Here is a 24968-nt window from a genome sequence, read left to right on the forward strand (position 1 = left end):
CCCCCAGTGGGCGTCCTTCTGCACTGATTCACCCTGACGTCAGGGTTTATATCGATAATATACAGAGGTGAGTATGAAAAAAGTGGTTCTAATGGCCCTGGCTCTCGGCCTGTCACTGCCTGCAATGGCGAGTGAAAAAGTCATTGATATGTACAAATCTGAAAACTGTGGCTGTTGTTCCCTGTGGGGCAAAGCGATGGAAAAAGACGGGTTCGAAGTGCGAACTCACGTCATGAATGATCAGGCGCTGTCAGCCCTGAAAGAAAAGCATGCTGTTCCTGCTGGACTACGAAGTTGTCATACCGCGGTTGTAGGTAATTTGATCATTGAAGGCCATGTGCCTGCGGCAACGATACATAAGGCCATGCAGTCTGGTTCGGGTATATACGGTCTCGCCACCCCCGGTATGCCAGCAGGAAGTCCGGGAATGGAGATGGGGGCCCGAAAAGAGGCTTACGATGTTATCGCATTCTCACCGGAGGGCAGTAAAAAAGTCTTCCAGCGAATCGAATAGTCAGCGGAACGGCTGATAACGGGACGCCGGCAGCAGGCACTCTTATGCCGGCGGCATTCGTGGTAATCGCATCCATGACATATCCTGAAGACAGAAAATGCTTCAGATATGCATAAGGAGAGTTACTGTGAAAAATGACAATGCAGTGGAACATAACAACCAGACTGCTTCTGAGCAGACATCATCCCCGGACGAGAGTCACGCATTGCATAAGGTGAGAGATCCCGTGTGCGGGATGGTCATCCTGCCTGACAAGGCGCACAGCAGCATTCGATACCAGGACCATCAGCTTTATTTCTGCTCCGCCAGCTGTGAGAGCAAATTTAAAGCCCATCCCGATCATTATTTTACCGAAGATGCCAGTGAACATCACCATCACCACGACCACCATGAAGTCAGCCCTGATAAGATAAAACAGTCTCACCGCCAGGCGGAGAAAGAGATTTCTGAAGGTGTGTGGACATGTCCGATGCATCCGGAGATACGCCGTAGTGGTCCCGGAAGCTGTCCTGTCTGTGGAATGGCACTGGAGCCGCTCGTAGCTACGGCATCCACGGGGACGAGTGATGAACTTCGCGACATGACAAGACGCTTCTGGCTGGGGTTGTTGCTGGCGTTTCCGGTTCTGGTACTCGAAATGGGATCTCATCTGTTTCCCGACTTGAGGAATACAGTACCGCCACAGTACAACACATGGCTGCAGCTGCTTCTGGCCTCCCCTGTCGTGTTGTGGTGTGGCTGGCCATTCTTCGCCCGGGCCGTAATGTCGTTACGTAACCGCTCCCTGAATATGTTTACCCTTGTTGCAATGGGGACCGGCGTAGCCTGGGTTTACAGCGTCATTGCAACCGTCTTCCCCTCCTGGTTTCCTGCATCGTTCAGAAACATGGATGGCCTGGTGGCCGTTTATTTTGAAGCCGCAGCAGTTATTACGGTGCTTGTTCTGCTGGGACAGGTTCTTGAGCTGCGGGCACGGGAACAAACCTCAGGCGCCATTACTGCGCTTCTGAACCTTGCCCCCAAAACCGCCAGACGGCTGGATCATGACGGTCATGAAACGGATATTAATGCGGAAGATGTCCTGCCTGGCGATAAGCTCCGCATCAGACCTGGAGAGAGTATTCCGGTCGACGGTATCGTGGTCGAAGGCAAAACAACCGTTGATGAATCGATGGTGACCGGGGAATCTATGCCTGTTACCAAAACGGAGGGTGACCCTGTCATCGGGGGGACCATTAATCAGACAGGTAGTCTTATCATCCGTGCAGAGAAAGTCGGTGATGAAACGATGCTCTCACGAATTGTTCAGATGGTCGCTGATGCACAGCGTTCGCGGGCCCCCATCCAGAGAATGGCTGACAGCGTTTCAGGCTGGTTTGTTCCTCTGGTGATACTTATCGCGGTTGTTGCTTTCATGATCTGGTCTGTCTGGGGGCCCGAGCCCAGGATGGCGCACGGTCTCATTGCGGCTGTGTCGGTCCTGATTATTGCCTGTCCCTGCGCGCTGGGGCTGGCCACGCCGATGTCGATAATGGTGGGGGTGGGCAAAGGCGCCCAGGCCGGGGTGTTAATCAAGAATGCCGAAGCCCTTGAGCGTCTTGAAAAAGTGGACACGCTGGTTGTCGACAAAACAGGCACGCTCACGGAAGGTTCGCCGACGGTGACAGGGATTATCAGTCTCAATCCGGGTGGGGAAACATCTCTTTTGCGTGTAACGGCCGCAGTGGAAAAAGGCTCGCAGCATCCGCTGGGTATGGCAGTAGTTAAAGCAGCACAGGAAAAGGGGATCGCAATACCCGCAGTCACTCATTTCAATGCGCCGTCGGGTAAAGGTGTCTCAGGCGATGTCGAAGGTCAACGGGTTGTTATTGGTAATGAACTGGCTATGCAGGAAAACAGTATCGTTATTGATAATCAAAAGGCCGTTGCGGATACGTTGCGGATGGAAGGCGCTACCGTTATCTATGTGGCCACAGACGGGCACCTTGCAGGCCTGATAGCTATCTCGGATCCCGTGAAAGCAACCACGCCGGATGCGCTTAAAGCTTTGCGTCAGGCGGGGATCCGCATCGTTATGCTCACCGGGGATAACCAGCTTACCGCTGAAGCAGTCGCACGGAAACTGGGAATAGATGAGGTTGAAGCCGGGATTCTGCCGGATGGCAAAAAAGCAGTGATAACCCGACTGAAAGCGTCTGGCCATGTGGTTGCGATGGCCGGAGACGGTGTGAATGATGCCCCGGCGCTGGCAGCGGCTGACGTGGGTATAGCCATGGGAACGGGTACAGATGTGGCAATTGAAAGTGCCGGAGTCACCCTTCTCAAAGGCGACTTGATGATACTGAACAGGGCCCGTCATCTGTCAGAAATCACCATGAAAAATATCCGACAGAATCTGTTTTTTGCATTTATCTACAACGCACTTGGCGTGCCTGTGGCTGCAGGTCTGCTTTATCCTGTGTATGGAATACTGCTGTCGCCAGTTATTGCGGCGGCGGCCATGGCTCTTTCCTCCGTCAGCGTCATTGTGAATGCGTTGCGTCTGAAAAGTGTCAGGCTCGGGAAATAACACTGAGTGAAGGGGCTGTTACGAACAGAAGGAGTCCAGTATGAAAAGTACCACCTATGCGCTTATTGCTGTCGCCGCGATCGCGGCATTTGCCCTCCTGCGCGAACACTGGTCACATGTGGCAGGTTACTGGCCATATCTGTTATTGCTGGTCTGCCCGCTAATGCATCTTTTCCACGGCCACGGAGGGCATGGAGATCATCAACATCAAGGAAGTGAAAACGATAAAAAAAATTAATCCGGCAGACGGGGCCGCGTCGCGGCCCCGTTATCAGTCCAGGTATCGTTCGTAGTCTCTGGCATGCGCAAAGGCATGCTGTTCAAGTTTGTTATCAGCGGGTGCCGCTGCCCGGAACGCCAGTGAGTTAACAGGATTGTTATTGATGACCAGCTCGTAATGCAGATGAGGACCGGATGAACGTCCGCTGTTACCGGATAACGCAATAGCGTCTCCCCGGGTAACCCTGGCCCCTTTAGTAACGAGTATTTTATTGAGGTGGAGATAGCGAGTTTTAACACCGGCTTTTCCCGTTACTTCAACAAAATATCCCATGGTACTGTTGTATTCGGCCCGGGTGATTTTTCCGTCGATGACGCTGACTATTTTCGTGTTCATGGGCATGGAATAATCAATGCCATTATGGGGACTCACTTTTCCCGATACCGGGTTAAGTCTTGCAGGATTGAAAGGCGAACTGAGTCTTGCTGTGGCCGGTAACGGATAATCGAGACTGCCTTTCCCGGAAGTATCGGAAAGGTTATAGAACTTTTTATCTGATATACGATACGCCGTGTAATTAAATGAACCGGACGTAAATTTATAGGCCACGACACGTGATTTTCCCGCTTTCTTTTGCAGTACGAGTTTTAATGATTCATTTTTTTTCAAATGCCGCAGATTAAACCGGGAAGGCAAGGAGCGCTGAAGAGTAGCGATCTCGTTCGATTCCAGCCCCGAGCGGGTGGCTGAAAGGTAGGCATTTTCTTTTACGACATCGGTAATGCTGCCAACTTACTGATTTAGTGTATGATGGTGATTTTAAGGTGCTTGCGTGGCTTCCATTTCCATCAGATGTCCTTCCTGCTCCGCTACTGAAGGCGTGGTGCGTAACGGCAAAAGCACTGCCGGACATCAGCGCTATCTCTGCTCTCATTGCCGTAAAACATGGCAACTACAGTTCACTTACACCGCCTCTCAGCCCGGTACGCACCAGAAAATCATTGATATGGCCATGAATGGCGTCGGATGTCGCGCCAGTGCACGCATTATGGGCGTTGGCCTCAACACGGTTTTACGTCACTTAAAAAACTCAGGCCGCAGTCGGTAACCTGGCGCATACAACCGGGCAGTGATGTGATTGTCTGCGCTGAAATGGACGAACAGTGGGGCTACGTCGGTGCTAAATCACGTCAGCGCTGGCTGTTTTACGCGTATGACAGGATACGGAGGACGGTTGTGGCGCACGTCTTCGGTGAACGCACTCTGGCCACACTGGAGCGTCTTCTGAGCCTGCTGTCGGCCTTTGAGGTCGTGGTATGGATGACGGATGGCTGGCCGCTGTATGAATCACGCCTGAAGGGAAAGCTGCACGTTATCAGCAAGCGTTACACTCAGCGCATTGAGCGACATAACCTGAATCTGAGACAACATCTGGCAAGGCTGGGACGGAAGTCACTGTCGTTCTCAAAATCGGTGGAGCTGCATGACAAGGTCATCGGGCATTATCTGAACATAAAACACTATCAGTAAGTTGGAGTCATTACCGGTTTAGTCTATGAATAAACATTAAATAATGTCTACTTCCACCAGAACCCCAAAGTGATCCGATACAACCGGATAAAAATCGTTATTAAAAATCACCTGATGCTGCTTTACCACCATCGGTTGATTACTAAGAACCAAATCAATGCGTAGCGCTTGGCTATTTTGTTCCCAACCGTCAATATTTTTAATTACAGTAGTTCCGGAGTCTTTTATTTCTGCTATTTCATAACAATCTATCAAACCGCACTGTAATACATAATCATAACCTTCATTGCGTATATGGCTTGGGTTGTTGAAATCGCCTAATAGAAAGCTCAACTCTGTTGATAATGTTGCCTTTATTCTGTTGAACTGGTCCTCAAATGAGCTCTCTGAGTCACTCCACCAGCCGCAATGACAATTATAAAGATTGAAATCACCTCGTTGAGAAGTGACCTTAATACGCACTGCTCGCCTATGTTTCCAAAAGTTCACATCATAGTTATCACTTAGGTCAATGACCTCATGCTCGACAATCGGCAGTCGCGTCAAGAATGCCAGTCCCTCTTGATATACGTCATAACTTTGATGAACGAAATCCCATGTAAGTTGGTAGTGATAGCCGTATTCCATGAGTTTTTTCTGTAATAAATATCCATAGTTATCAGCGAGCACGGTGTGATTAGTTAATATATTGGCATCAACAGCCGAGCTATTTTGATGTTGATTCACTTCCTGTAATGCAACGACATCGCACCCTTGCTCGATAATGGCTTGCGCTACCACATCCAACTTTTCTAGTTGTTTCTCTTCTTGCCAACTATGGGTATTTAGCGTCATTAACTTCATTTATTATTCACTTATTCATTGTAGCGAGTTAAACGCAGCTCAAGGCTGCGTTTCTCGAGGTTATTTTATCTAGGGTAGAGAATGAATTACGCAGGTTGTGCTGAAAACTTCTCAACTAATCTAGATTTAATGACATCCACTCCTGGACCATAAATAACTTGTACTCCCTGTTCTTTAATTACAGCACCAAGTGCTCCTGTCGGCTTCCATAATGCATATTCAGCAACCAACTGCGGGTCATTAACTGTAATGCGCAAGCGAGTCATACAAGCATCAATCTCAACAATATTGGCACGGCCACCTAAATTCTGAATAATAATGTCCATCTTCTCATCTTCTGACATGGATTCTGAACTTTCATCGAGGTAGTTACCCATACGGCCCGGTGTTGGCAATTTAAATTTGACAATGAGCACACGGAATAATCCATAGTTAACACCAAAGAAAACAATAGAAACCAATGCGAAGCGAACCAAATCACCACCGATTCCCGCTGAAACCATCATAGGTATACGAGTGAGTAACTCAATCAAACCAAAGGCATGTATACGTAGGTCCATCACATCGACCAACGCAAATGCAATCCCTGTTAATACCGCATGCGCAACATACAAAACAGGAGCAATAAACATAAACATGAATTCAATAGGCTCTGTCACACCGGTTAATAACACAGCAAGACACGCAGATAAAAACATTGGCTTGTATTGTGCGCGCTTATCACTATCAACACAGTGATACATCGCAAGTCCAATACCAATCAATGAAGACGCTGCGATAATAACTTGGCCCGCTTTAAAACGTGCTGGATGCACCGTATCTAATAGATGTTGGTAAGTTGTCGGATCGCTTAATTTAAGATTATTTAAATCGCTAACCCAAGCAAGCCATAGTGGATCTTGACCATAAACACTTGCCCCCGCATTCACCCCTGTTAAAAGCTCATAAGTACCACCCAACTCGGTGTAATTCATTGGAATAGTTAAAGTGTGGTGTAAACCAAATGGCAGTAATAAGCGCTCTAACGTACCATACAAGAAAGGAGCAGTGATCGGCGCAGTGTCTTTAGAGGTTGCAATCCATTGACCAAAATCATTAAGCGCACCTTGAATTAAAGGCCATACGATTGATAAAGCAAACGCAATAATCATCGAATAGAAAATAACAACAAAAGGTACAAAACGCTTACCGTTGAAAAATGCTAATGCCTGAGGTAAGCGAGCGAAGTCATGATAACGGTTAAATAAGTTGGCACCTAAATAGCCAGACATAATACCGATAAACACACCCATATTTAGAGCAGGAGCACCCAAAATATTAGTGAAGAATTGAGAGACAGGTAGCTCAGAACCAAATAGGCTCATCACAACCGCCTCGGGATCACTGAGCATAGCGTTATCCACGCCTAATATAACCACAGTGATACGGTTAATTAAGATGAAGGCGATCAGCGCGGCAAATGCTCCTCCTGCACGTTCTTTAGCCCATGATCCACCAATAGCGACAGCAAATAATAGGTGAAGATTAACTATGATCCCCCAGCCTATGTTTTCCATAATAGCGCCTAGTGTTTCAATGGCACCAATACCACCAGCATACATTGCGACAACTTTACCGAGTGATATCATGATACCAGCGGCTGGCATCACCGCGATAACAACGATAAGGGATTTCCCAAATCGTTGCCAAAAATCAAAAGATAGTAACTGACTCATAAATGATTCCTTGGTTTAAATGCAGGGTAGCCTTATCAAGGCCCTGCGATAAATATAATTTAGTGCTTTCTTGCAAATATATACGCAGCATAAGGTGGGGCAATTTGCGTCGCTATAAAATCTGAGCGAACGTGTTCATTGTTGACATTCTGATTATCAAGCATTAACTCGCCTAATTGCATGCGGTCGATATCAACGATGCTCTCTTGTGGACTTAAATTGGTAATAATGGTCCATGTCATATCTTGTGCAACACGTTGATAAGCATAGATATTAGGGTCGTTAGGTAGCAGCAATTGATAGCGGCCAACCACTAAACTTACATTTGACTTACGCAGAGCAATCAGCTGCTTATAGAAACTCAAAATCGAATTTGGATCTTTCTGTTGTTGCTCAACATTGATATCTGCGTACTGTTGATTGACGGAGAACCAAGGTTGCACCTCAGAAAAACCGGCAAAATCCTGCGCATTCCATTGCATTGGCAAGCGACTGTGGTCGCGAGATACTTGATTTAACAAGGCTAAGATGTCTGCATCGCTTTGACCTTGTTGAGATAGCTTTTGAATTAAATTTCTAGCAGACACATCATTAAATTCATCAAGAGAAGTAAACTGATGATTTACCATACCAATCTCTTGGCCCTGATAAATAAACGGAGTTCCTTTCATCAAGAAATAACAACTCGCTAACGCGGTAGCACTGGCATACCTAGAGGTAGGGTCGGCAAAAGTATCAATGCTACGAGCTTGATCGTGGTTTTCTAAATAAAGCGCATTCCAGCCTTTACCTTCTAATGCATCTTGCCAACGCGATAAAATGCGTTTGAACTCCACTAGATCTAAAGGCACGTTGCTTTGTTCTTCCGACCATAGCTTCATGTGTTCAAACTGAAAAATCATGTTGAAAACACCGCCTTGATCGTGCTCGGTCGCTTCGGCAACCCAAAGTAATGCATTGTCGGCAGTCACCCCATTAGCCTCACCAACTGTCACTATGTTAAAGGGATCAAACGCCTGCTCTTTTAACTCATGCAGATGTTTTTCAATCCCTGCCACATTCATATGATAATCAAACGAAGAGACATACTTTTCACCCTTTGGATTGGGTAAAGAAGGTAAACCTGGTTGTTTCTGAATATGGCTAATTGCATCCACACGGAAGCCATCAATACCACGCTCCAACCACCAATAAATCATTTTAAATAGTGCTTGTTTAACTTCAGGATTTTCCCAATTCAGATCAGGTTGTTTTTTTGAAAATAGGTGCAAGTAGTACTGTGCAGTTTTTTTATCATATTCCCATGCGCTGCCATGAAAAATACTTTCCCAGTTGTTTGGGTCGCAAGTCGGTTTTTCAGCGGTAGGCTCACAACCATCACGCCAAATATACCAATCGCGCTTAGGGCTATTTTTGTTATCTCGAGATTCAATGAACCATGGGTGCTCGTCGCTAGTGTGGTTGATCACTAAATCCATAATAATGCGAATGCCACGTTTATGAGCAGCACTGATTAGTTCATCCACATCCTCAAGGGTTCCAAAGTCAGGATGAATCGCTTGATAGTCACTAATATCGTACCCGTTATCATCATTAGGTGATGCATAGAATGGGCAAATCCATATTAAATCAATGCCCAAATCAGCAAGATAATCGAGCTTAGCAATGATGCCATTGATGTCACCAATACCGTCCTGGTTTGTATCATAAAAACTACGGGGATAAATTTGGTAGGCGGTTGCTTTCTTCCACCACGCGAGTGGTTTTGAGTGCATATTAGGAGCGAGTGTCATCGGTTATACTATATGTGTTATCGTTAACATATATAGTTAAGTAGAACCGATTTGGACTCAACACAATTTCAGAGGAATTGTGAGCTTTCTCTCATCTTTATGTCGAATGTGCCTTCAACAGAACTGAAATCGCGCTTGAGCAATTTTTTGACAGCTTGGTAGCCCACTTGATAGTAGTTAAAAGCGACAGTCGTCAGGCTCGGGACTAACAAATCGCTGTAGTCATAGTCACCCATGCCTACAATCCATACGTTATGACCGATCTTGAGTTGCTGTTCTTTGGCGCGACGATATAAACGAATGGCAATATTATCGGTGGCACAAAAGTAGACATGATTAGGCTGTAATTGAACGGCCTGATAGCCAGCTTTGTCCTCCGAGTTGGCTAGGGCTTGTAGTGATAAATTCAACTCAGGGACGGTGTCGGTAATAGTGGCTTGCATCAACTTAGTGCGGCTAGAAAGCATACGCTCATCATAAATATAATGTACGGCAGCCAGCGGTGCCTGCTGCTGTTTTAACTGAGTGATGGTGTGGGAGACGAGGGCTTTAATCGCTGCATGATCGGGGTAATATAAACAGCAATGGTGGGGGGTATTTTTGCCAATAAATACCACATTGTCTAAGGTTCGATAAAAAGTCTCTTCGACACTGTGCTTTGACGCAATAATAATCGTGCCCAATGCATTTAAGCCGTTAAACTCTCTCACAGCTTGGCATTCTGACTCATGGTTAAACCCTGTGGCATGAAACAGCATTCGTACTTGTGATTCATTGGCAGCAGCCAGCGCCCCTTTAATCACTAAACTGGTCGTATATGACTCAATACGAGGCGCGATGAAACCAATAATATTGGATTGGCTACGAATGGAGCGAGCAAATATATTAGGCGTGTAATGACTCTCTTTGACGATGGCATCAATTTTAAGGCGGTTCTCTTCCGAGACATAACCGCCATTAAAGTAACGCGACACAGTCATTGTTGAAATTCCAAGCTGCCTTGAAATCTCAGCCATGGTCATTTTTTTACTCATTACCTATTTCCTTCAATAATGCACTATTGCCATATCTCCAAGTGACTTCAAGATACAGAATTCAGAGTTGAGTCACTTGGGCATAGTATCCAATATATTGGCTAACAACACAGTAAATAAAACTGGGTGGACGTATGAGTGTTTAATTTTCACTCACAAGATTTAGACCTGAACTCAAGACCAAGGAGCGAGCGGTAATGCTGCCAACTTACTGATTTAGTGTATGATGGTGATTTTAAGGTGCTTGCGTGGCTTCCATTTCCATCAGATGTCCTTCCTGCTCCGCTACTGAAGGCGTGGTGCGTAACGGCAAAAGCACTGCCGGACATCAGCGCTATCTCTGCTCTCATTGCCGTAAAACATGGCAACTACAGTTCACTTACACCGCCTCTCAGCCCGGTACGCACCAGAAAATCATTGATATGGCCATGAATGGCGTCGGATGTCGCGCCAGTGCACGCATTATGGGCGTTGGCCTCAACACGGTTTTACGTCACTTAAAAAACTCAGGCCGCAGTCGGTAACCTGGCGCATACAACCGGGCAGTGATGTGATTGTCTGCGCTGAAATGGACGAACAGTGGGGCTACGTCGGTGCTAAATCACGTCAGCGCTGGCTGTTTTACGCGTATGACAGGATACGGAGGACGGTTGTGGCGCACGTCTTCGGTGAACGCACTCTGGCCACACTGGAGCGTCTTCTGAGCCTGCTGTCGGCCTTTGAGGTCGTGGTATGGATGACGGATGGCTGGCCGCTGTATGAATCACGCCTGAAGGGAAAGCTGCACGTTATCAGCAAGCGTTACACTCAGCGCATTGAGCGACATAACCTGAATCTGAGACAACATCTGGCAAGGCTTGGACGGAAGTCACTGTCGTTCTCAAAATCGGTGGAGCTGCATGACAAGGTCATCGGGCATTATCTGAACATAAAACACTATCAGTAAGTTGGAGTCATTACCTACGACATCGGTAGAATACATTTACTGGAATTCGCCGTTAGCATGAACACTGCGGCGTATGCTAGGGGTTTTCAGGAGGCGTGTCATCTGTCAGTTAATCGGGAGCACCGTTGATGGTCGTCATTTTTGTAACATATCTTGTTTCCCGTTTGCTCCTGAAGCTCTGGGAACTGTATGACCAGCCCGACGGTGATGATTAACGGGACTGAAACAGGTTACGGCAGAGCAATATGGGGCTCATGTCCTGCTACGTAACCCGTCAGTAAAGCCCTGCTGCGCACCTGACGCTAAGCACTAACCCGCCTGCAGTTACCTGGTCGAATACAGCCCGCGAAGCTTTCTTGCCTGCGTCTGATGTGCTTCCGCACCGGCATTATTGACCTGCTCATGCACGAGAGCGGCTTTTTCTCCGGCATTCAGTTCGTTAAAAGAAGAAGACGAGGTCTTTGAATTTGCATCACTGCCGGACAGCATTTTTTTATGTTCCTCAATCATTTTCTGATGCGCATAGGACGCGCTGTTGTTCATAAATGAATGAGCAACAATGGCCCTTTCATGTTCATTCATTTCAGAGAATGAGGGCGTGTTGTTTTTATTAACCCTGTCCGGTAAGTTTTCATGCGTCGAGGAATTCACATGACTGACGGCTGAGGCATTATTAACAAATCGATGTGCTTCATGGGCAATATCACTGGACTGAGCAAAAGCTGCCCCACAAAATAAAGCTGTAAACGCAGTGGTCGTGATTAATATATTCATGTGTAATTACCTTCTGAGGTACATAAAAGATGTCCTTATGATCATATATAAAAATAATCAACCTGTGGGGAAGATGACGTAAATGTAATACAGCTATGTACATTACACGATTGTAATGAATTTGTTTCTTAAGGTGTGCTAGATTCATTTCATTGTAAGTGGATGAACCAGTAATTTAATTTAAATCGGTTCTCGAATTCTGTCAGTAACCATACTTTAAATAAGGGAATGCGCATGCTGTTGAAAACGTCTCGACGAACTTTCCTGAAGGGGTTAACCCTCTCTGGCGTAGCCGGAAGTCTTGGCGTATGGAGTTTCAATGCGCGTTCCAGTCTGAGCCTGCCAGTTGCCGCATCCCTGCAGGGTACTCAGTTTGACCTGACCATTGGTGAAACGGCCGTCAATATCACGGGCAGTGAGCGTCAGGCCAAAACAATCAATGGAGGCCTGCCGGGGCCCGTTCTTCGCTGGAAAGAAGGTGACACCATTACCCTGAAGGTCAAAAACCGTCTTAATGAACAGACGTCCATTCACTGGCACGGCATTATTCTTCCGGCCAATATGGATGGTGTTCCGGGGCTGAGTTTTATGGGCATAGAGCCTGATGATACCTACGTTTACACCTTTAAGGTTAAGCAGAACGGGACTTACTGGTACCACAGCCATTCCGGTCTGCAGGAACAGGAGGGGGTATACGGTGCCATTATCATCGATGCCAGGGAGCCAGAACCGTTTGCTTACGATCGTGAGCATGTGGTCATGTTGTCTGACTGGACCGATGAAAATCCTCACAGCCTGCTGAAAAAATTAAAAAAACAGTCGGATTACTACAATTTCAATAAACCAACCGTTGGCTCTTTTTTCCGCGACGTGAATACCAGGGGGCTGTCAGCCACCATTGCCGATCGGAAAATGTGGGCTGAAATGAAAATGAATCCGACTGACCTCGCGGATGTCAGTGGCTACACCTACACCTATCTCATGAACGGGCAGGCCCCGCTGAAAAACTGGACCGGACTGTTCCGTCCCGGTGAAAAGATACGCTTACGGTTTATCAACGGCTCGGCAATGACCTATTTCGATATCCGTATCCCCGGGCTGAAAATGACGGTCGTGGCTGCAGATGGCCAGTATGTAAACCCGGTTACCGTTGACGAATTCAGGATTGCCGTTGCCGAAACCTATGATGTCATTGTGGAGCCTCAGGGTGAGGCCTATACCATCTTCGCACAATCCATGGACAGGACCGGTTACGCTCGAGGGACACTGGCCACGAGAGAGGGGTTAAGTGCTGCCGTTCCCCCCCTCGATCCCCGTCCTCTGTTGACCATGGAAGATATGGGTATGGGGGGAATGGGACATGATATGGCAGGAATGGACCACAGCCAGATGGGAGGCATGGATAACAGCGGAGAGATGATGTCTATGGACGGTGCTGACCTTCCGGATAGCGGGACATCCTCCGCGCCCATGGATCACAGCAGCATGGCCGGTATGGATCATTCCCGGATGGCCGGAATGCCGGGTATGCAAAGTCATCCTGCGTCAGAAACGGATAACCCACTGGTTGATATGCAGGCGATGAGCGTCTCTCCGAAATTAAATGATCCGGGTATTGGTCTTCGAAATAACGGAAGAAAGGTTCTCACGTACGCGGATTTGAAAAGCCGCTTTGAGGATCCTGACGGACGTGAACCTGGCCGTACCATAGAACTGCATTTAACCGGCCACATGGAAAAGTTTGCCTGGTCATTTAACGGAATCAAGTTTTCAGATGCCGCACCGGTGCTGCTGAAATACGGTGAGCGGCTCAGGATCACGCTGATCAACGATACCATGATGACTCACCCCATTCACCTGCATGGTATGTGGAGCGATCTGGAAGATGAAAACGGTAATTTCATGGTTCGTAAACACACAATAGATGTTCCCCCTGGTACAAAACGCAGTTACAGAGTGACAGCAGATGCGCTTGGCCGCTGGGCGTATCACTGCCATTTGCTCTATCACATGGAAATGGGAATGTTTCGTGAAGTCCGGGTGGAGGAATGATGCGAATGAAGAGAAATTTGAAGGCCATACCTGTTCTGGTCGCCGGTTTGTTTACCTCACAGCTTTCTATTGCGGCGGGCTCCGTCTCTGCAGATCCCCACGCCGGGCACGACATGTCTGCCATGCAGATGCCAGCAGATGAGAATTTCACTGAGATGACGTCAATGGAGCCCATTGTAACTGAGAGCAGAACGCCAATTCCGCCTGTTACCGATGCCGACCGGAAGGCTGCATTCGGCAATTTACAGGGGCATGCGATTCACGACAGTGCGATTAATTATCTGGTTCTGCTGGATCAACTGGAATGGCAACGGTCGGATAACACCAACAATTTCAGCTGGAGTGTTAACAGCTGGATTGGAGGCGACACAGATCGGATTTGGCTAAAGAGTGAAGGTGAACGAAGCAATGGGGAAACGGAGGCGGCTGAAGCGCAGTTACTCTGGGGACATGCGGTTGGCCCATGGTGGGATTTGGTTGCGGGTGTCAGGCAGGATTTCAGACCTGCTTCTGCCCGGACCTGGGCTGCTGTCGGTTTTCAGGGGCTGGCACTCTATAATTTTGAGTCTGAAATTACGGGTTTTGTCAGTAATGGCGGAAAAGCAGCCCTTCGTCTGGGAGGAGAATACGACGTTTTACTGACTAACCGGCTCATACTCCAGCCATCCTATGAGGTGAATTTCTACAGTCAGGATGATGAATCGCGGGGTCGCGGCAGGGGACTGACTGACACAGAGCTGGGGCTCCGGCTGCGCTATGAAATACGCCGTGAGTTTGCACCCTATATAGGCGTTTCCTGGAATCAACTTTACGGGAAAACATCCGATATGGCGAAAAGAGAAGGTGAGAAAGACCATCAGGTAGTATTCCTGGCGGGAGCCAGAATCTGGTTTTAACGCACTGATATAAAACACTCAACTAAACAGGTAAATAAAATGTCGATTTTAAATAAAGCCATTCTTACAGGTGGCCTCGTTATGGGCGTTGCTTTCTCTGCTATGGCCCATCCGGAATTAAAAAGCTCTGTGCCACAGGCTGATTCAGCCGTAGCGGCCCCGGAAAAGATTCAGCTTAATTTCTCGGAAAATCTGACCGTGAAATTCTCAGGTGCAAAATTAACGATGACGGGTATGAAAGGCATGTCATCACATTCTCCGATGCCGGTCGCGGCAAAAGTGGCGCCAGGCGCTGACCCTAAATCGATGGTCATTATTCCGCGAGAGCCTTTACCCGCTGGCACTTATCGTGTTGACTGGCGCGCGGTTTCTTCAGATACGCACCCTATTACCGGTAATTACACCTTTACAGTGAAGTAATATTATGAACGACCTGATTATGATTGTTATTCGTTTTCTTCTTTATCTGGATTTGATGGTAATATTTGGATTGCCATTTTTTCAGATATATGGAATAAGTGGTGTCAGACATGAAACCTATAACCTGACTAATTTCAGGTCGTTTATAACCTTTGCTGTTGTTACAGGCATCATTCTTACTGGCATTAATATGCTCCTGGTATCTAATGCCATGAGTGGAGTAACTGACCTCAGAGAATTATCCATCCATGTTATCGAGATGGTGATAGAAGAAACTGATGTGGGTATTAGCTGGATTGTCAGGCTCTGTGCCCTGTTTACCACACTCGGTGCTTTGTTCCTTTACACTAATAAGAGAGTATTGTCCTGCCTGCTGATGACGATGAGTGGGGGCGTGGCGCTGGCTACACTTGCCTGGGGAGGACACGCCGTTATGCATGACGGTCTGCATTACTATCTCCATTTACTGAGCGATCTGACCCATCTCGGCGCTGCAGGTGCCTGGACAGGTGCTCTGGTTGCATTTGCTATCCTGCTGATGCGCAGAAACGAGCATAATGCACAGAGCGTCATTGTGATATCTGACTCCCTGGCAAAATTTGCCACGGCAGGAACGGTGATTGTTGTAGCCCTGATCCTGAGTGCGCTGGTCAACTATCTGTATATTGCTGAGGGTAACTTAACTCCCTTATTCAACAGTTCCTGGGGGAGGATATTGCTTGCCAAGACGGCTCTGTTTGTTCTGATGCTTCTTCTGGCTGCAGCAAACCGGTTTCACCTGGGTCCCCGGCTTGAAGTTATGGTCAGGGAAGGGAATTATGATCGCAGCGTTGCCCTGATGCGAAACAGCATCCTGACAGAATTCGTTGTTGCGATTATCATTCTGGGCGCCGTAGCGTGGCTCGGAATGCTTGCTCCGTCTCAGGTCAGCTAGGGGACAGCCAAAGCTCATGCGTGAGATTTTTACTTTCATATCAGCGAGTTGACCATGCAGCGTATTTTAATCGTTGAAGACGAACAAAAAACAGGTCGTTACCTGCAGCAGGGACTGGTTGAGGAAGGCTATCAGGCCGATCTCTTTAATAATGGCCGCGATGGTCTCGGGGCCGCGTCGAAGGGACAGTATGATTTGATAATACTGGACGTGATGCTGCCTTTCCTCGACGGGTGGCAAATCATCAGCGCACTGAGGGAGTCCGGGCACGAAGAACCGGTCCTGTTTTTAACCGCAAAGGACAACGTGCGGGACAAAGTGAAAGGACTGGAGCTTGGCGCAGATGACTACCTGATTAAGCCCTTTGATTTTACGGAGCTGGTTGCACGTGTAAGAACCCTGCTGCGCCGGGCACGCTCGCAGGCCGCAACAGTCTGCACCATCGCCGATATGACCGTTGATATGGTGCGCCGGACCGTGATCCGTTCGGGGAAGAAGATCCATCTCACCGGTAAAGAATACGTTCTGCTTGAGTTGCTGCTGCAACGCACCGGAGAAGTGTTACCCAGGAGTCTTATCTCGTCCCTGGTCTGGAACATGAATTTTGACAGTGATACGAATGTGATTGATGTCGCCGTGAGACGTCTGAGAAGTAAAATTGATGATGACTTTGAGCCAAAACTGATCCATACCGTTCGCGGTGCCGGATATGTCCTGGAGATCAGAGAAGAGTGAGGTTCAAAATTTCCCTGACCACACGCCTGAGCCTGATTTTTTCTGCGGTGATGCTTACGGTATGGTGGTTATCAAGTTTTATCCTGATTAGCACCCTTAATGGCTATTTCGATAATCAGGACCGCGATTTTCTGACAGGTAAACTTCAGCTCACCGAAGAGTTTCTTAAAACAGAGACGTTCCGGAACAAAACGGATATTAAGTCATTATCAGAAAAAATAAACGATGCGATGGTAGGGCACAATGGTTTATTCATTTCTATAAAAAACATGGAAAATGAAAAAATTGTTGAACTCTATGCCAAAAATTCTGTTGTTCCAGCGGTCCTGCTTAATAAGTCGGGTGATATTCTCGACTATATGATCCAGACGGAAGAAAATAACACCGTGTACCGCAGTATCTCGCGGCGGGTTGCCATGACGCCGGAACAGGGTAAAAGCAAACATGTCATCATTACGGTTGCCACGGATACTGGGTATCACACCCTGTTTATGGACAAACTCAGTACCTGGCTGTTCTGGTTCAATATCGGTCTGGTCTTTATTTCTGTTTTTCTGGGCTGGCTGACCACACGTATTGGTCTGAAACCGTTACGGGAAATGACCAGTCTGGCTTCCTCCATGACTGTACACAGCCTGGATCAGCGTCTAAATCCCGATCTGGCTCCGCCGGAAATCTCTGAGACCATGCAGGAGTTCAATAATATGTTTGATCGCCTGGAGGGGGCATTCCGGAAACTGTCAGATTTCTCGTCTGACATCGCGCATGAGCTGCGCACACCAGTCAGTAATCTGATGATGCAGACGCAGTTTGCACTGGCTAAGGAAAGGGATGTTTCGCATTACCGCGAAATTTTATTCGCTAACCTGGAAGAACTGAAAAGGTTGTCACGAATGACCAGTGACATGCTTTTTCTGGCACGTTCAGAGCATGGTCTGCTGCGGCTGGATAAACATGATGTGGATCTGGCAGCCGAACTGAATGAATTACGTGAGTTGTTCGAGCCCCTGGCAGACGAAACAGGAAAGACAATCACGGTTGAAGGAGAGGGCGTTGTTGCCGGAGACAGCGATATGCTCCGACGTGCTTTCAGTAACCTGCTTTCCAATGCAATCAAGTATTCTCCCGATAACACCTGTACAGCGATACACCTTGAGCGTGACAGTGACTGTGTGAACGTGATGATTACGAATACGATGTCCGGCCAGGTTCCCGCTAATCTGGAACGTTTGTTTGACCGGTTCTATCGCGCAGACTCATCAAGGTTCTACAACACGGAAGGCGCGGGGCTGGGATTATCAATTACAAGGTCGATCATTCATGCTCACGGCGGCGAGCTGTCAGCAGAACAGCAGGGGCGGGAAATTGTGTTCAGTGTGCGTCTGTTAATGGATTAATACCGTTATTCAGGAGAAACCCGGAAGGTGACAAAAATGTCATCGTTCAGTCACGCGATAAACAGAGGCGGTTTTTTATAATCAGCCATAAATCAGGACAGCGTGATAATTCAATCGCCCGGTTCCTGGCGTGATGATCAACCAGCCCTGAGATCAAATGCTTTCTCTGTTATAAGCATTGATTGTTCGGGTATGAAAACACCGGAGACCCAACCATGAAAAAGATCCTTGTATCCTTTATTGCCATGATGGCTGTCGCTTCATCTGCCTGGGCTGCAGAGACAATGAACATGCATGACCAGGTAAATAATGCCCAGGCGCCTGCCCATCAGATGCAATCATCCGCTGAAAAAAGTGCAGTTCAGGGGGAGAGCATGAAAATGATGGATATGAGCGGTCACGATCAGGCCGCAATGTCCCATGAAATGATGCAAAACGGCAATTCTGCTGCCCATCAGGACATGGCTGAAATGCATAAAAAAATGATGAAATCCAAGCCAGCAGCTTCTAACGAAACAGCAAAATCATTTTCCGAAATGAACGAGCATGAGAAAGCCGCTGTTGTGCATGAGAAGGCGAATAATGGTCAATCTTCCGTTATTCATCAGCAGCAGGCTGAAAAGCATCGCAGCCAGATCACCCAGAATTAACCCGCAGCTCCACTTGTTAGACCCTCATTTGACGCCGAAGTCACTGGCTTACGCTCCCGTCCGGGAGCGTTTTTTTAAACCAAATGAAAGATTATGTCTGTGTATGATTAATCGTAGTCTGCGGCCTGTTATGAACTAAATGAACGACGGACTAAATTTAACATAAGATAGATTACACGAACTAAGCTATTGATTTTATTTACAAAAAAAGAAGTCAGCATGACAGTGGTTGTTTATCTCCAGGGATCATGCCTGGCAGAGTCCTGAGACTGGCTGAGAATACGGATGATCGTGACCACAGAATGTGATGACACAAAATAAAGCATGTGCTGTTCCACCGGTAACGAGAAGATATCCTCTCCAAGCTCTGCACGCTGTGTTCCGATCTCGTGCATTGCCAGCACGTCAAATACTGCCGCTATCCGGCCGATATACTCATCCGCCTGGACAACCCCGAATTGTCTGAAACTGTAATCCCAGATAGCCTCCAGATCTTCTTCCGCTTTTGGTGTCAGCTCAATTTCTTTCATTTGCCGCCCTGGCTTTAACATTCATCAGGAAAGCATCCTTGTCCCATGGCTTCGCGTCGCCGCTGCTAATCCCTTCGGCCAGTAGATCGCGTAATTCCTGCAGACGGGATTGAGCCTGCTTCTCACGTAATAAACGTAGTGCATCGCGCATGACCTCACTCTGGGTGCGGTAATCCCCTGCCTTGACCAGGGAATCGATAAACTCACGTAGCTCATCGCCAACATCAACCGTCATCGTACGGGCCATATCGCCTCCAACTTGTAATGTAAGATTTGTTCTTACATTAGTATATCAACTTCCCCTCCTCCTTCAATCTCCGGCATTTGCATAAAAGACCTCTCGCTTAAAATCGGAGGATCCGACTTTTGCCTTTTTTCGGATCTCACCGAAAAAAGAGAGAAAAGCGGATAGGTATGACGTATCCATATGCCGGGGATCTGCATAAGCATAAAGGCCGGTTGGCTAGGAGGAAAATCATGAGAACCGTATCCATTTTTAAAAACGGCAATAACCGTGCAATCCGTCTGCCCCGCGGCCTGGATTTTGAGGGGGTGAGCAAGTTGGAGATCGTCCGGGAAGGGGACAGCATCATTCTGCGTCCCGTCCGGCCGACCTGGGGCTCGTTCGCGCAGCTCGAGAAAGCCGATCCGGACTTTATGGCGGAGCGCGAGGACGTTGTCACCGATGAGGGACGATTTGACCTGTGAACAAAACGTATATACTGGACACCTGTATCTGCTCGTTTATCATGTGCGAGCAGCCGGAAGCCGTCCTGAAGCGCCTGGAGCAGGCGGTGCTGCGCAACCAACGCATCGTGATCTCGGCCATTACCTATTCCGAGATTCGCTTCGGCACCACCGGCCCGAAGGCCTCGCCGCGCCACACTGAGCTGGTTGACGCGTTCTGCGCCCGCCTCGATGCCATTCTGCCCTGCGACAGCCCCGCGGTTGATGCGACTACAGGAATCAAGGTGGCGCTGCGCCTCGCCGGCACCCCGATCAGGCCGAAAGACACGGCGATCGCCGGGCATGCCATTACCGCCGGTGCCATTCTGGTGACGGACAATGTGATAGGGTTTGAGCGGGTGCCGGGCCTGTTACTTGAAGACTGGGTAAAATAAAACAAAAGTGAAAGGACTTAAGGTATGAGTGAACTGAAAATCGACAACCCAGCTCTGCGACTGCTCGAAATTCTTGAACAAGGTAAACATCATCAGGCTTCGGCTACCTGTCGCGAAGTCTGGAAAGTACTGCTGCAGGCGCAGAATCTGTCTGAGCACCAGTTACTTTCCCGGCTGGCTCGAGTCATGGAACTTCCGGAGCGGATAGAGCAGGTGAGGGAAGACCATTTTTCTTCACTCCGGAATAAATCTAACTACTGGAGAGGCCAGATCGAGATTGCATTTACTTCACAGACTTTGAATGGACGCTGGGATTCATTTAAAAATCATATAGATGAAAGAACCCTGTCCGAACTGAGCCTGTTATCCGATGTTTTTGAAACGCGGGGCGCTCATGCCGGCATTGCTTCAAAAGAAATCGAATCACTGCTGGCAAGAATTACAGAACTTCGCAGCGAGATACGCAGTGCGAAACTTCCTCTCACGATGAAAACTATGCTTCTCAGGCAGCTATTTCAGATTCAGGAAGCGCTGGAATCCTATAGTATTTCAGGAATAGAACCCATCATGGATGCAGTTCAGTCCACACTGGGGCTTGCCGTCATTGATCCAAAGTACAAACAAGAAATCAAATCAGGTTCAGGAAGCCAATTTGGCGACAGAATTTCCTCCCTGCTTGGGGATGTAGCAAATGTCGTGACCGTGGCCGGTGCATTATCCGCTCTGCCTGCTGCTATTCAATCAGCACTCAACCTACTAGGTCAATAAATCATACCTTTGACGCCCTTAATTAAGGGCGCTCCATGTGGATAAAGCTTATTTCCGCGATACTCGGTGGCTGCATCAAAAATCCGACATATCATCGAATGGTTCATGAGGCGTGGATTTGACAATATTTGAACCCTGATTGATAGCCGTCTTATCGGTTTTAAACTTCACGCCAGTAATTTTATGGTAGACCATACCGTCAGTTTTCATACTCAGCGTATCGCTAGTGTCGTTCGTAGAAGAGAATAAGCCCATGTACCGCGACCGCGATTTTTTTGGTTCCTCAACAATCAGCTGAATATCCGGACTGAACGCATATCTATCATCATCAACGTATTCATACAGCTCAACATTAAAGCTCCGTGATGAATCGGAAGAGTATCGTACACCGGAGGACATATTAAACAGAACGACATTATATCCGGTGCCAACGTCCTCATCGTCGGCGTAAACTTGCGTTGATTTGAAGCTGACACCATCGAGGTTAAACTTTTTCCGATCACCGAGATAATCAGCCACTACTTGAGTGATCAAATAATCACTATCCAATCTTTTTCCGAAAGCAGGAAGCGTCAGTTTGCGGGAAAGCGTTCTGAAAAATACGGCACGCTCACTGGTTTGCCGGGTGAGGGGATCAAATTTACTCCCGGAGCCGAAACTGAGCGAATCAAGTGATGAAATATCCAGCACCTTCAGCTTACGTAGCGGGACAAACGGGGCTGTTATTACAATGCTGCCCACGGGCGGTCTGACCTCTGCAATGGCAACTTCTACGGAGGTAGCGCCATAAAAGACTGAGATACCCTGCGCATTCATTCGACCCGAGCGTGCCAACAACGATGGAGGAGGTCCGAAATTTTTTTCGGGCTGCGCGAGGGCTAGTTTTACCTCTTCAAGGTCTTCAAAAACCCGAGCACGATATAAATAGTTCTCTTCAGACAGTATTTTGATCGGAGAGTCTCTGTTTCTGGTTTTCAGCTTGTCGATATCATAAAATAGTGAATCAAGAAACTCCTTCACCTCACGGTTAAAATAACGCGTCTCCTTAAGAAGTGATTTTGTGACTGTACCCCAAGTATCATCCAGTTCTCCAGAAGAATAGTCTTTAGATCGGTATAAAAAATCTTCATTGTATACCCCTGCATGATAGTCATAATAGTCGTTGAATTCCTCGCAAAGCCCGGAATAGATATCTTCAGCCACCTCATAATCAACACCCAATTCTTCGCAAATGACTTCCTGTGCGCTCTCTCCACGTCCGGTGCCATACATATCTTCATAAACATCATAGTAATAATTGAATACTTCATTCATCATTTTGAAGATATCTTCGAGAGGAATATTTTTACGCCTCCGATGACAGTATGAGCACGACTGAGTGACATCGCCGTTACTTCTAATGTGCTTACTAACATAATTATCATTAACACAATGATGGCAAATAAATTTTTCTTCCAACATGATGAATCCATTTTTGATGTTTTGTTATCAGTTACTTTCCAGTAAATCACAATTATGTCAAGCAGATGGCCGCTCATAGATTAATGTAAAAAAAGAGAAAAATCAGGATTGCAGGTGATTATATAAATATATCGGATGTTATTCGATTAAGCCAGAAATCGGAGTTGTGTGGCGGGAAACATACAGCTAGCCGCCCCGCTTCTGAACGATGAACAGGCGCGCGTCTTGACGGAGCAGCGCGCGATGGAGGTCCGGGTTCTGCCCCTATTCCTGTGTAGCTAGGCTGATGAGGCTGAAGATCGACCGGTGAAGTTTGACAGTGGCCCACACCAGGCGTGTCGGGGCGACTACTTTATCCGTCTCGACGTAACCACTTGCGTGCAGCTGTGGAGCATTGCCGGGCAGGTGACGCGCCTGGCGAGCCCCTACAGATCGCAACCTGGCTACAGGTCTGCCACGATGCGGGTATTGCGGTCCGGATACAGATCAAAGAAAGCGCCACGCCAAAGGAGGGTGCGATGAACGTTACCGCGCCGGGGGACCGGACGCCTACCTTGCACCGCCAGCTGGACGTCGCGCTTCAGGCCGGGCTGAACGAAGAGGTTAGGCAGGTAGCTTTAACTCCAATGCATTGATTTTTTTATAATGTTGTGCGAACCAATGGTGTAACTCCAATAGTCTGATGTAACTTTTAACCCATGTTAGTGATGCCACTTTTTCTGGCATAAAGGAGCCAATCCTCAGCCATGGCGACATCAGAGGGGTCCGCTTGGAAAACGGATCTATGGTCACTCCCGTTTTTGCAACACCGATTTTGACGACAAGTTGGCTTGCTTGAATCTATCCGGCGTCTGAATGGGATTTTATTCCCGCGCCTTGATGAGTTCCGCGCCTGATGAACCTCCAGAAAATATACGGCTTCAATGAGCCTTTCCGTTTTACAGGTTCCTCAACAGGCCGGTGGGCCGTTAGTATCATCAATATCAGTATTCGCAAAACCAGATCAGTAATTCTTTAAACCGGTGTATTTCTGCCGTTATGCTACATAAGTTTGCTGTCGTGCCGTTAGGGCCCAGGCTATTCTGGCCAGCTTATTTGCCAGAGCACAAGTGACGACAAAGTTGCTTTTCCGGCACAGTAAATCCCTGACCCAATCGGCCAATTTGCCAGACTGGTGTTCCAGTTTTTGTATGAATACCCTGGCACATTGAACCAACAAAGTTCGGATCTTTTTATTACCTCGCTTACTAATTCCCAGCAATGTCGTCCTACCTCCCGTGCTGTACTGCCGAGGTACAAGCCCTGTTGCCGCCGCAAAGTCACGGCTGCTGGCGTACTGCTTCCCGTCGCCAATCTCAGTTGAAATAGTACTCGCTGTCAGTGTTCCGACGCAGGGAATGCTCAGCAAGCGCTGTCCAACCTCATCTTCGTCCAACTTTCGTTTCAACTGGGATTCCAAATCTTTAATCTGCTCAACAAGATAGTGATAATGCTGTTGTAATTTCAGCAATAACTGGCTGAGGTAAAGAGGCAAACTATTATCCTCAAGAATGGTACTCAGTCGGCTAATAACGGCAGCTCCTCGGGGAACGCTAATGCCAAATTCCAGCAGAAAAGCATGCATTTGATTGGTTGTTTTTACCTTATCCTGAACCAGGGATTCACGGACACGATGCAGAGCCCGCATTGCCTGCTGAGATTCCGTTCTGGGCTGCACAAAACGCATAGACGGACGCGATGCAGCTTCACAAATAGCTTCGGCGTCGACAAAGTCGTTTTTATTGCTTTTAACGAACGGGCGGACAAATTGTGGTGATATCAGCTTTGGGGAATGCCCCAACTCTTCCAACTTGCGTGCCATAAAGTGAGAACCGCCACAGGCTTCCATTGCGATGGTTGTAGCGGGGCATGTCGCCAAAAATTCGATCAACTTTGGCCGGGTAAATTTTTTACGGTAAACAGCCTTCCCGCGACGATCCTGGCAATGAATATGGAAAGAGTTTTTACCCAGATCGATACCAATGAGCGCAATGTTTTCCATGATAGTTCTCCGAATGAAAGCCTGT

25 protein-coding genes are annotated in these 24968 nt (G+C 47.7%); 15 read left to right on the forward strand and 10 right to left on the reverse strand.

What is annotated here, in order from left to right:
• Window positions 1–73: 73 nt before the first annotated feature.
• The 3 genes from FHN83_RS27330 to FHN83_RS27340 all read left to right on the forward strand — a co-directional run bounded on the left by FHN83_RS27330 (window position 74) and on the right by FHN83_RS27340 (window position 3321).
• Window positions 74–514, forward strand: a complete 441-nt coding sequence (locus FHN83_RS27330; protein ID WP_002436620.1) for a DUF411 domain-containing protein — start codon at window positions 74–76, stop codon at window positions 512–514.
• Window positions 515–611: 97 nt separating this feature from the next.
• Complete coding sequence (silP, locus tag FHN83_RS27335) at window positions 612–3083, forward strand: Ag(+)-translocating P-type ATPase SilP (RefSeq protein WP_139565663.1); 2472 nt, start codon at window positions 612–614, stop codon at window positions 3081–3083.
• 40 nt (window positions 3084–3123) lie between these two features.
• On the forward strand, window positions 3124–3321 hold the full coding sequence (locus tag FHN83_RS27340; protein ID WP_000843497.1) for a DUF2933 domain-containing protein: 198 nt from the start codon (window positions 3124–3126) through the stop codon (window positions 3319–3321).
• Window positions 3322–3354: 33 nt separating this feature from the next.
• Here FHN83_RS27340 and FHN83_RS27345 read toward each other — a convergent pair whose 3' ends face one another.
• On the reverse strand, window positions 3355–4086 hold the full coding sequence (locus tag FHN83_RS27345; protein WP_077228014.1) for a peptidoglycan DD-metalloendopeptidase family protein: 732 nt from the start codon (window positions 4084–4086) through the stop codon (window positions 3355–3357).
• A 49-nt stretch (window positions 4087–4135) separates the two neighbouring features.
• Here FHN83_RS27345 and FHN83_RS27350 point away from each other — a divergent pair.
• A protein-coding gene (locus FHN83_RS27350; protein ID WP_223289738.1) for an IS1 family transposase occupies window positions 4136–4833 on the forward strand; the annotation gives its coding sequence in 2 pieces (ribosomal slippage) (window positions 4136–4385 and window positions 4385–4833; 699 coding nt in all).
• A gap of 36 nt (window positions 4834–4869) precedes the next feature.
• On the opposite strand, the gene FHN83_RS27355 is transcribed toward FHN83_RS27350, so the two are convergent.
• The 4 genes from FHN83_RS27355 to FHN83_RS27370 form a co-directional block, all read right to left on the reverse strand.
• Window positions 4870–5676, reverse strand: a complete 807-nt coding sequence (locus tag FHN83_RS27355) for an endonuclease/exonuclease/phosphatase family protein (RefSeq protein WP_073971254.1) — start codon at window positions 5674–5676, stop codon at window positions 4870–4872.
• Between the two features lie 86 nt (window positions 5677–5762).
• Window positions 5763–7391 (reverse strand): PTS transporter subunit IIBC, encoded by a 1629-nt coding sequence (locus FHN83_RS27360; protein ID WP_139565664.1) that lies wholly within the window; start codon window positions 7389–7391, stop codon window positions 5763–5765.
• A 59-nt stretch (window positions 7392–7450) separates the two neighbouring features.
• On the reverse strand, window positions 7451–9184 hold the full coding sequence (locus FHN83_RS27365) for a glycoside hydrolase family 13 protein (RefSeq protein WP_062779822.1): 1734 nt from the start codon (window positions 9182–9184) through the stop codon (window positions 7451–7453).
• A 68-nt stretch (window positions 9185–9252) separates the two neighbouring features.
• A complete protein-coding gene (locus tag FHN83_RS27370; RefSeq protein WP_045332106.1) occupies window positions 9253–10218 on the reverse strand; it encodes a LacI family DNA-binding transcriptional regulator in 966 nt (321 codons plus the stop codon).
• A 248-nt stretch (window positions 10219–10466) separates the two neighbouring features.
• Between FHN83_RS27370 and FHN83_RS27375 the strand changes: the two genes are divergently transcribed.
• Window positions 10467–11164 (forward strand): IS1 family transposase gene (locus tag FHN83_RS27375; protein ID WP_223289738.1). Its coding sequence is split into 2 segments (ribosomal slippage): window positions 10467–10716 and window positions 10716–11164, totalling 699 coding nucleotides; the frame shifts between segments, so codons are not numbered across the junction.
• Window positions 11165–11488: 324 nt separating this feature from the next.
• Here FHN83_RS27375 and FHN83_RS27380 read toward each other — a convergent pair.
• Window positions 11489–11938 carry a copper resistance protein gene (locus FHN83_RS27380; RefSeq protein ID WP_001023257.1) on the reverse strand — a complete coding sequence of 150 codons (450 nt, stop codon included), beginning with the start codon at window positions 11936–11938 and terminating at the stop codon, window positions 11489–11491.
• Between the two features lie 234 nt (window positions 11939–12172).
• Here FHN83_RS27380 and pcoA point away from each other — a divergent pair, with 234 nt between their 5' ends.
• The 7 genes from pcoA (at window position 12173) to pcoE (ending at window position 19022) form a co-directional block, all read left to right on the forward strand.
• Complete coding sequence (pcoA, locus tag FHN83_RS27385; RefSeq protein ID WP_000925242.1) at window positions 12173–13990, forward strand: multicopper oxidase PcoA; 1818 nt, start codon at window positions 12173–12175, stop codon at window positions 13988–13990.
• 5 nt (window positions 13991–13995) lie between these two features.
• On the forward strand, window positions 13996–14886 hold the full coding sequence (gene pcoB / locus FHN83_RS27390) for a copper resistance outer membrane transporter PcoB (protein WP_001378118.1): 891 nt from the start codon (window positions 13996–13998) through the stop codon (window positions 14884–14886).
• A gap of 39 nt (window positions 14887–14925) precedes the next feature.
• A complete protein-coding gene (gene pcoC, locus FHN83_RS27395; RefSeq protein ID WP_000025662.1) occupies window positions 14926–15306 on the forward strand; it encodes a copper resistance system metallochaperone PcoC in 381 nt (126 codons plus the stop codon).
• Window positions 15307–15361: 55 nt separating this feature from the next.
• A complete protein-coding gene (pcoD, locus tag FHN83_RS27400) occupies window positions 15362–16240 on the forward strand; it encodes a copper resistance inner membrane protein PcoD (protein ID WP_229692861.1) in 879 nt (292 codons plus the stop codon).
• Window positions 16241–16294: 54 nt separating this feature from the next.
• Window positions 16295–16975, forward strand: a complete 681-nt coding sequence (gene pcoR / locus FHN83_RS27405) for a copper response regulator transcription factor PcoR (RefSeq protein WP_001188930.1) — start codon at window positions 16295–16297, stop codon at window positions 16973–16975.
• The gene (pcoS, locus tag FHN83_RS27410) at window positions 16972–18372 is read left to right on the forward strand and encodes a copper resistance membrane spanning protein PcoS (protein ID WP_032638101.1); all 1401 of its coding nucleotides are present in this window, start codon (window positions 16972–16974) and stop codon (window positions 18370–18372) included. Before pcoR ends, pcoS begins: the two co-directional genes overlap by 4 nt.
• 215 nt (window positions 18373–18587) lie before the next feature.
• Window positions 18588–19022: a copper resistance system metallochaperone PcoE gene (gene pcoE, locus FHN83_RS27415; protein WP_004388336.1), complete on the forward strand. Its 435-nt coding sequence runs from the start codon at window positions 18588–18590 to the stop codon at window positions 19020–19022.
• Window positions 19023–19255: 233 nt separating this feature from the next.
• On the opposite strand, the gene FHN83_RS27420 is transcribed toward pcoE, so the two are convergent.
• Together FHN83_RS27420 and FHN83_RS27425 are read right to left on the reverse strand one after the other, a co-directional pair.
• On the reverse strand, window positions 19256–19552 hold the full coding sequence (locus tag FHN83_RS27420; RefSeq protein ID WP_139565665.1) for a type II toxin-antitoxin system RelE/ParE family toxin: 297 nt from the start codon (window positions 19550–19552) through the stop codon (window positions 19256–19258).
• On the reverse strand, window positions 19539–19799 hold the full coding sequence (locus FHN83_RS27425; protein ID WP_139565666.1) for a type II toxin-antitoxin system ParD family antitoxin: 261 nt from the start codon (window positions 19797–19799) through the stop codon (window positions 19539–19541). The genes FHN83_RS27420 and FHN83_RS27425 overlap by 14 nt, the downstream gene beginning before the upstream one ends.
• 230 nt (window positions 19800–20029) lie before the next feature.
• On the opposite strand from FHN83_RS27425, the gene vapB reads away from it, so the two are divergent.
• From vapB to FHN83_RS27440, 3 genes are read left to right on the forward strand one after another with little or no spacing between them, the layout of a single operon-like run.
• Window positions 20030–20260 carry a type II toxin-antitoxin system VapB family antitoxin gene (gene vapB / locus FHN83_RS27430; RefSeq protein WP_139565667.1) on the forward strand — a complete coding sequence of 77 codons (231 nt, stop codon included), beginning with the start codon at window positions 20030–20032 and terminating at the stop codon, window positions 20258–20260.
• Window positions 20257–20673, forward strand: coding sequence for a type II toxin-antitoxin system VapC family toxin (locus FHN83_RS27435; RefSeq protein ID WP_139565668.1), 417 nt, complete (start codon window positions 20257–20259; stop codon window positions 20671–20673). Before vapB ends, FHN83_RS27435 begins: the two co-directional genes overlap by 4 nt.
• A 24-nt stretch (window positions 20674–20697) precedes the next feature.
• Complete coding sequence (locus FHN83_RS27440; protein ID WP_139565669.1) at window positions 20698–21441, forward strand: hypothetical protein; 744 nt, start codon at window positions 20698–20700, stop codon at window positions 21439–21441.
• A gap of 75 nt (window positions 21442–21516) precedes the next feature.
• Here the strand turns inward: FHN83_RS27440 and FHN83_RS27445 are convergent, their stop codons facing one another.
• Both FHN83_RS27445 and FHN83_RS27455 read right to left on the reverse strand, forming a co-directional pair.
• Window positions 21517–22902, reverse strand: a complete 1386-nt coding sequence (locus FHN83_RS27445; RefSeq protein WP_139565670.1) for an RES domain-containing protein — start codon at window positions 22900–22902, stop codon at window positions 21517–21519.
• Window positions 22903–23938: 1036 nt separating this feature from the next.
• A complete protein-coding gene (locus FHN83_RS27455; RefSeq protein WP_000427623.1) occupies window positions 23939–24943 on the reverse strand; it encodes an IS110-like element IS4321 family transposase in 1005 nt (334 codons plus the stop codon).
• Between the last annotated feature and the right edge of the window lie 25 nt (window positions 24944–24968).

This window comes from Leclercia adecarboxylata, assembly GCF_006171285.1.
GTDB lineage: Bacteria > Pseudomonadota > Gammaproteobacteria > Enterobacterales > Enterobacteriaceae > Enterobacter > Enterobacter barmai.